The 6229-nt window shown below is 68.5% G+C and carries 6 protein-coding genes; 2 read left to right on the top strand and 4 right to left on the bottom strand.

What is annotated here, in order from left to right; all coding sequences use genetic code 11:
- The 4 genes from sufB to VK923_00505 all read right to left on the bottom strand — a co-directional run.
- A partial coding sequence (sufB, locus tag VK923_00520) for a Fe-S cluster assembly protein SufB (protein ID HSJ43150.1) occupies positions 1-1146 on the bottom strand: 1146 nt, incomplete at its 3' end.
- Positions 1146-1841, bottom strand: coding sequence for an ArsR family transcriptional regulator (locus VK923_00515; protein HSJ43149.1), 696 nt, complete (start codon positions 1839-1841; stop codon positions 1146-1148). The genes sufB and VK923_00515, both read right to left, overlap by 1 nt.
- A gap of 348 nt (positions 1842-2189) precedes the next feature.
- Complete coding sequence (locus VK923_00510) at positions 2190-3401, bottom strand: NDP-sugar synthase (protein HSJ43148.1); 1212 nt, start codon at positions 3399-3401, stop codon at positions 2190-2192.
- Positions 3402-3538: 137 nt separating this feature from the next.
- Positions 3539-3958 (bottom strand): S1 RNA-binding domain-containing protein, encoded by a 420-nt coding sequence (locus tag VK923_00505; GenBank protein HSJ43147.1) that lies wholly within the window; start codon positions 3956-3958, stop codon positions 3539-3541.
- Between the two features lie 109 nt (positions 3959-4067).
- Here VK923_00505 and VK923_00500 point away from each other — a divergent pair, with 109 nt between their 5' ends.
- Together VK923_00500 and VK923_00495 are read left to right on the top strand one after the other, a co-directional pair.
- The gene (locus tag VK923_00500) at positions 4068-5057 is read left to right on the top strand and encodes an NAD(P)H-quinone oxidoreductase (GenBank protein ID HSJ43146.1); all 990 of its coding nucleotides are present in this window, start codon (positions 4068-4070) and stop codon (positions 5055-5057) included.
- Between the two features lie 129 nt (positions 5058-5186).
- Positions 5187-5471, top strand: coding sequence for a hypothetical protein (locus tag VK923_00495; protein ID HSJ43145.1), 285 nt, complete (start codon positions 5187-5189; stop codon positions 5469-5471).
- Positions 5472-6229: the final 758 nt, after the last annotated feature.

The following is a 6229-nucleotide window of genomic DNA, read 5'->3' as shown; positions in this document are numbered from 1 at the left end:
CAGGAGAGCGTCGCAGACCACCTTGGAGCGGGCCTCGGTGGCGCCCTTGGCGACCTGCAGCAGGCCGCGGTAGGTGCCTCGGCCGCCGTCCTTGGAGATCGACTTGGCGAAGATGTTCGAGGTCGTGTTCGGCGCGACGTGGACGATCTTGCCGCCCGCGTCCTGGTGCTGACCGTCGCCGGCGAACGCGACCGAGAGGACCTCGCCGTGCGCACCGCGCCCCATGAGGTAGACGCTGGGGTACTTCATGGTCAGCTTGGAGCCGATGTTGCCGTCGATCCACTCGACCGTGGCGTCCTCGTAGGCGGCGGCCCGCTTGGTCACCAGGTTGTAGACGTTGTTGGACCAGTTCTGGATGGTCGTGTAGCGCAGCCGCGCACCCGGCTTGGCGATCAGCTCGACGACCGCGGAGTGCAGCGAGTCCGACGAGTAGATCGGCGCGGTGCAGCCCTCGACGTAGTGCACGTAGCTGCCCGGCTCGGCGATGATCAGCGTCCGCTCGAACTGACCCATGTTCTGCTGGTTGATGCGGAAGTACGCCTGCAGCGGAATGTCGACCTTGACCCCCTCGGGCACGACGATGAACGATCCACCCGACCAGACCGCGGTGTTGAGCGCCGCGAACTTGTTGTCGTTGGGCGGGATGATCGTGCCGAAGTGCTCGCGGAACACGTCCTCGTGTTCCCGCAGTCCGGTGTCGGTGTCGACGAAGATGACGCCCTGCGTCTCGAGGTCCTCGCGGACCTTGTGGTACACGACCTCCGACTCGTACTGGGCGGCGACGCCGGCGATCAGCCGCTGCTTCTCGGCCTCGGGGATGCCCAGCTTGTCGTAGGTGTTCTTGATGTCCTCCGGCAGGTCCTCCCACGTGTTGGCCTGCTTCTCGGTCGACCGCACGAAGTAGAAGATGTTGTCGAAGTCGATGCCGTCGAGCGCGCCACCCCACGTCGGCATGGGCCGGCGCTCGAAGTGACGGAACGCCTTGAGGCGCATGTCGAGCATCCACTGCGGCTCGTCCTTGAGCGCCGAGATCTCGCGCACGACGGTCTCGGACAGCCCACGCTTGGGCTCGAACACCGGCCGGCCCTGGTCGTGCCAGCCGTACTTGTAGGTACCCAGCTGAAGGTCTTCAGCCTTGGTCGCCATCAGGTGCTCCTCGGATGGTCAGTCGATGGTCGGGTGATCTCAGGCCGTGGCTGCACGTGGCACACACACGCCGGCGCCCCGCTCGCGATGGTCTGCCTGCGCATGACGTTGGCGCCCAGCACCTCGCGGAACAGTGCCGCCTCGAACGCACACAGCTGTGGGTGCGCTGCGGCGGCCTCCTTGATCGCGCAGTGCGTCTGTGTCAGCGCCAAGCCGTCGGCGTCAGCGTCCACCTCGGCCAGGAAGCCGTCCTGGTTGAGCAGCTCGGCGAGTCGCTCGACGCGGTCGTCGAGCTCGGCGATGCCGTCGAGCGCGCCAGCGTAGTGCGCCTGCTGTCGCTTGAGCCGCCAGCGCAGGAACGCGATCATCTCGGCCTTGCCGCGCTCGTCGTACAGGAAGGTCAGCACGTCGTCGGCCAGATCCGAGGACCGGTCCGGGAACAGCCGCTCGCCCCGGGCGGTCAGGCTGTAGCGGACGGCCGGACGGCCCGGGCCCGATGCGGGCATCGTGCGGCCGGTGACGAGCTCGTCGGCGACGAGCTCGCGCAGCTGGCGCCGGATCGCCACCTCGGTCAACCGCGTCGCGGACGCGAGCTCGGCTACGGTGGCGGCGCGATCGTGCAGCAGCCCGACGATCTGCGCGCGGGTCTCGCCGAGCAGATCGATCAGGGGTGCGTTCGCGGTCGTGGGCGCCACACCAATTACTCTACAGATCTGTTGCGTTATTGCACGGCATCACTCCGAGGACCACCGCGATTCGGCTCCGCAATCACACAGCGCGATCCCCTATGCTCCAGCAGTGAACTGAGGGCATCCGCGGACCGCCTCCAGCCACTGGCGCTTGAACTCGGCATCGCGGCGGTGCGGCCGGGTGACGACGTCGACACGCGATCGACCGGGCTGATACCGCACTGACGCGGTGGTCTCGGCCGGGTCCGCGACCCACGGATCCTGCTGGAGGCCTGACAGGCACGCCGCCTCAGAAACGTCGGGATTCGAGCGTCGGCGAGACGACCAGGCGCACGACCGCCCCGAAAGACGACCCTAGTCGTCGACGACCAGCGCGTGGTCGCCGAGCTCGACACCCGGCCAGAGGCGGGTGCTGCGCAGCACGTTGCGCCGGCCCAGCCGGGTGCCGGCGCCGACGATCGAGTTGTCCATCCACGTGCCGGGTCCGATGCATGCGTCGGCACAGACGATCGAGTTCACCACCTCGGCGTCGTAGCCGATCTCCGCGCCGTCGAACAGCACGCAGTCCTCCAGCCTGGCACCGCTGCGCACGACGGCGTTGCGCCCGATCACGGTGCGACCGAACAGGCGCGCACCCTCCTCGATGACAGCCCCGCGGCCGATTGCCGCGGGACGGATCACGTCGACCCCGTCACACACCACCTCGGGCTCGACCCACAGGCTGTCCTCGATCTGACGCCCTGTTGGCGTCCACGACAGGCGGCGCTCCAGGACGTGGCGGTTCGCCTCCAGGTACAGGTGGGGCCGCCCGGTGTCGAGCCAGTAGCCACCGCGGAACTGACCGTAGATCTGCTCGCGCTCGCGGACCATGGCCGGGACCAGGGAACGCTCGAACGAGAAGAACGTGTCGGGCGGGATGCGTCGCAGGATGCCGGGTTCGAGCATCACGATGCCCGAGTTGACGAGGTGTGACGACGTCTCGTCCGGCGACGGCTTCTCGAGGAAGTTCTCGACGAAGCCGTCGGCGTTGATCTCGAGCACGCCGAACTGCGTGCGGTCCCGCACCGACGTCAGCCAGAACGTGATCAGCGCACCATGCTCGACGTGGAAGGCCGTGAAGGCGGCGACATCGGGGGCGGCGACGATGTCGCCGTTCACCCACAGCAGCGGGCGATCGTCCAGCGCACCCTCGTCCGCGCAGTACCGCAGCGCACCACCTGTGCCCAGCGGTGCCGGCTCGACGACGATGCGCAGTGTGATGCCGAGCTCGGACGCGAGCTTCTCGAGCACCGCGAACTGCTCGGCGCCGTAGCCGAGCGCCAGCGTGACGTCACGCACGCTCTGATCGGCGAGGTGGCGCAGCTGATGCTCGATCAACGGACGGTTGGCGATCGGCACCAGCGGCTTGGGCAGGTCGGAGGTCACGGGGCGCAGCCTCGTCCCCTGGCCACCTGCCAGGATCACTGCCTGGATGTCGACGTCACGCACCTGTCCCCCTTGTCCGGTCGGCACTGCCGCCGACGTGTCGAGGCGCTCGGTCCGGGTCGACGGGAGCGCGTCCCTCACCGGTCCACGTCCACCGTACGTGTGCGGGCAGGCGGTCGAGCGGGTGGGCCCACACGCCCCGGCGGGCCGGGGCGTCAGGTCCGCTGACGACGATGGGACCGCCGATGTGGCGGTCCCGTGGTCGGTGTCGTTCGGGGCTACTGCCGCGCGCGGCGGCGTCGGCGGACCTCGCCCTGGATCATGTCGGACTGGTGCATGAACTTGCGCAGCCGCTGGTTGAAGTCCTTGTCGACGCGGTTGGTGCGACGCGGCTCTTCCTGCCAGTCAGGATCTGCTCGCTTGATCGACAGGTCGATGCGCCCGTCATCCTTGATCTGCAGGACCTTGACGGTGACCTGCTGCCCCTCGGTCAGGTACGCGTGGATGTTCTCCACGAAGTCTCGATGCACTTCGGAGATGTGCACCAGCCCGGTCACGTCCGGGCCGATCTCGACGAATGCTCCGAAGTCCTGGAGCCGTACAACTTTGCCTTCAACAATGGATCCTGGCTGAACTGACACCGTGCTCCTCAAAAGCGGCGCATGATCGACCGCCGTACTCGGGTACTGGGAATGCATCCAAGGCTACCCAGTCGTACCGGAAGGTGCACACGTGCGGGCGGCCGCCGGTGGACCGTCCGGTGCGGATGGGGACGGTACGCTGCGTGGCTCCGATTGGTCGAAAGGGATGGACGTGCGTGCGGTCGTCGTCGTCGAACCCGGTGGTCCGGAGCAGTTGATGATCGTCGATCGGCCAGTACCGCGACCCGGCACAGACGACGTCCTCGTCGCCGTGCGGGCGACATCGGTCAACGGCGCCGACCTCCTGCAGCGCATGGGCGCGTATCCGCCGCCCGAGGGCGCGACCGACATCCTGGGGCTCGAGGCCGCAGGCGAGATCATCGAGGTCGGCGACCGCGTCACGTCCTGCGCCGTCGGCGACCGCGTGTGCGGGCTGCTGCCGGGCGGCGGCTACGCCGAGTACGCCGTGCTGCCCGCGAACCTCGCGCTGCCGCTTCCCGACGCGGTGGACTGGACCCAGGCCGGTGGGCTGGCGGAGGTCTACGCCACCGCCTACGACAACATGCTCACGCGCGGCCGCCTGACGGCCGGCGAGACCGTCCTGATCCACGGCATCGCCAGCGGCGTCGGCACGGCCGCGACCCAGCTCGCGGTCCGCGCGGGCGCGCGGGTGATCGGTACGGCGTCGACGCCGGCGAAGCGGCGCGCCGCCGAGGACCTCGGCGCCGACGCGACGATCGACTACACCAGCGAGGATTTCGTCGCGAGGGTCACCGACCTCACCGACGGCCGCGGTGTGGACGTGGTGCTCGACGTCGTCGGCGCACCCTACCTGCAGCGCAACCTCGACGTCCTGGCTCTGGACGGCCGGCTGGTCGTGGTCAGCGTGATCGGCGGGCACCGGGCGGAGCTGCCGCTGCGCCAACTGATGGCGCGCCGCCTGACCATCACGGCGTCGACGCTGCGGGCGCGCTCGGTCGAGGAGAAGGCGGCCGTATCCGACGCGCTGCGACGCGATGTGCTGCCGGGGTTCACCAACGGGTCCCTGCGCGTGGTCGTCGACAGCGTCCACGACCTGAATCACGTGGTCGACGCCCACCGCACGCTGGAGGAGGGCCGGCACGTCGGGAAGGTCATCATCCGCGTCACCGACTGATCCGAGCAGCTGCCCTGCGGTGATGCGTTCGTGACGTTCGGCTGACGTACGCATGCGTCTGGTGCTGTCTGGCACGCCGGTCTACGCTACACGCGGGCCCGAGACCGTGAAGCGCGGGGGACCATCGGCATGAGGATCGGCGGGATGGTCTGGTTCGCCGCCGGGTTCGCGTTCTGCCTGCTGTTCCTCAACGATGGCATCGGCGGACTGCTCAACGTCGTCACCACGGTCATCGGCAGCGCCGTGACGTTCGTCCTGACCCTCGGAGGGTTCGCGGATGGCGGCGTCATGGCTGCGCTCGCGGTGCTGGCGCTGATCGGCGTCACGCTGCTGATCGGCCGTTCGTGGTCGGAGCGGGCGCGCGGGTTCTACGACGCCGACGAGGCGTTCAGACGACGAAACCGACACCGTTGATCGCAATCGTAGGTCGGCCGATGTGTCGGCCACGACGCTGGCCGGCGCGAGCTGTCGGCGTTCTATGCTCGGTCCGCAGCGCGCGCCTGCGGTCCGGCGCTCGAGGACGAGCTGCTCGGCACCACCCTGTCGCGCCGACGTTCGTCCGTCGCGCAGAAACGGTGACGCCGATGACCGCTCCGATTCCCGCATCTCATCGAGACATCATCGACTGCCCGGCCCATCGCCGCCCTCACGACCGTCAATGCCGAACGGGTATCCCACACCTCCGTCGTGTGGTGCGACTTCGATGGCACCCACGTCGGGTCCGCACGATGCGGGGCATTCAGACGGAGCGGAACATGCGCCGGAACCCGAGGTCACGTTGCTGTGCCGTGACCCACGCCAGCCCCAGCGCTCTCTCGAGGTCCGCGGGACCGTCGTGGGGATGACCGAAGAGCACGCAGGTGCACATCTGGACGCCCTCGCATCGACGTACAGCCGCAGACCAGTCCGCTACTTCGGCGACATCATCCCGTCGAAGTGGGCCGCGACGGATCCCGGTGCTGTGTCGCAATCAATCAGACCCGCGTCGTCACCCTCGACGCGATGGGTCGCGGGACCCGACCATCGTGACAGTCGGCCCCCGAACCCAGGTCGGTGGCGATACCTTCGTCGCACCTCGACCTCCTCACGCGACCGGTCGTGGCGTCGTGCGGACACGCGACCCACCACGAATGGTGCTGCCCGTGATCAGGGTGTGGGCATGCCGACGCGGT

This window comes from Euzebyales bacterium (assembly GCA_035461305.1).
Lineage (GTDB): Bacteria > Actinomycetota > Nitriliruptoria > Euzebyales > JAHELV01 > JAHELV01.
Note: the sequence above shows the minus strand (reverse complement) of the source record. Positions and strands in the feature narration are given on the sequence as shown.

Bases quoted from the DNA above. Each gene is read 5' to 3' on its own strand.
- VK923_00505 (HSJ43147.1), bottom strand. From the start codon at position 3,958: ATGCATTCCCAGTACCCGAGTACGGCGGTCGATCATGCGCCGCTTTTG.
- VK923_00500 (HSJ43146.1), top strand. From the start codon at position 4,068: ATGGACGTGCGTGCGGTCGTCGTCGTCGAACCCGGTGGTCCGGAGCAG.
- VK923_00495 (HSJ43145.1), top strand. From the start codon at position 5,187: ATGAGGATCGGCGGGATGGTCTGGTTCGCCGCCGGGTTCGCGTTCTGC.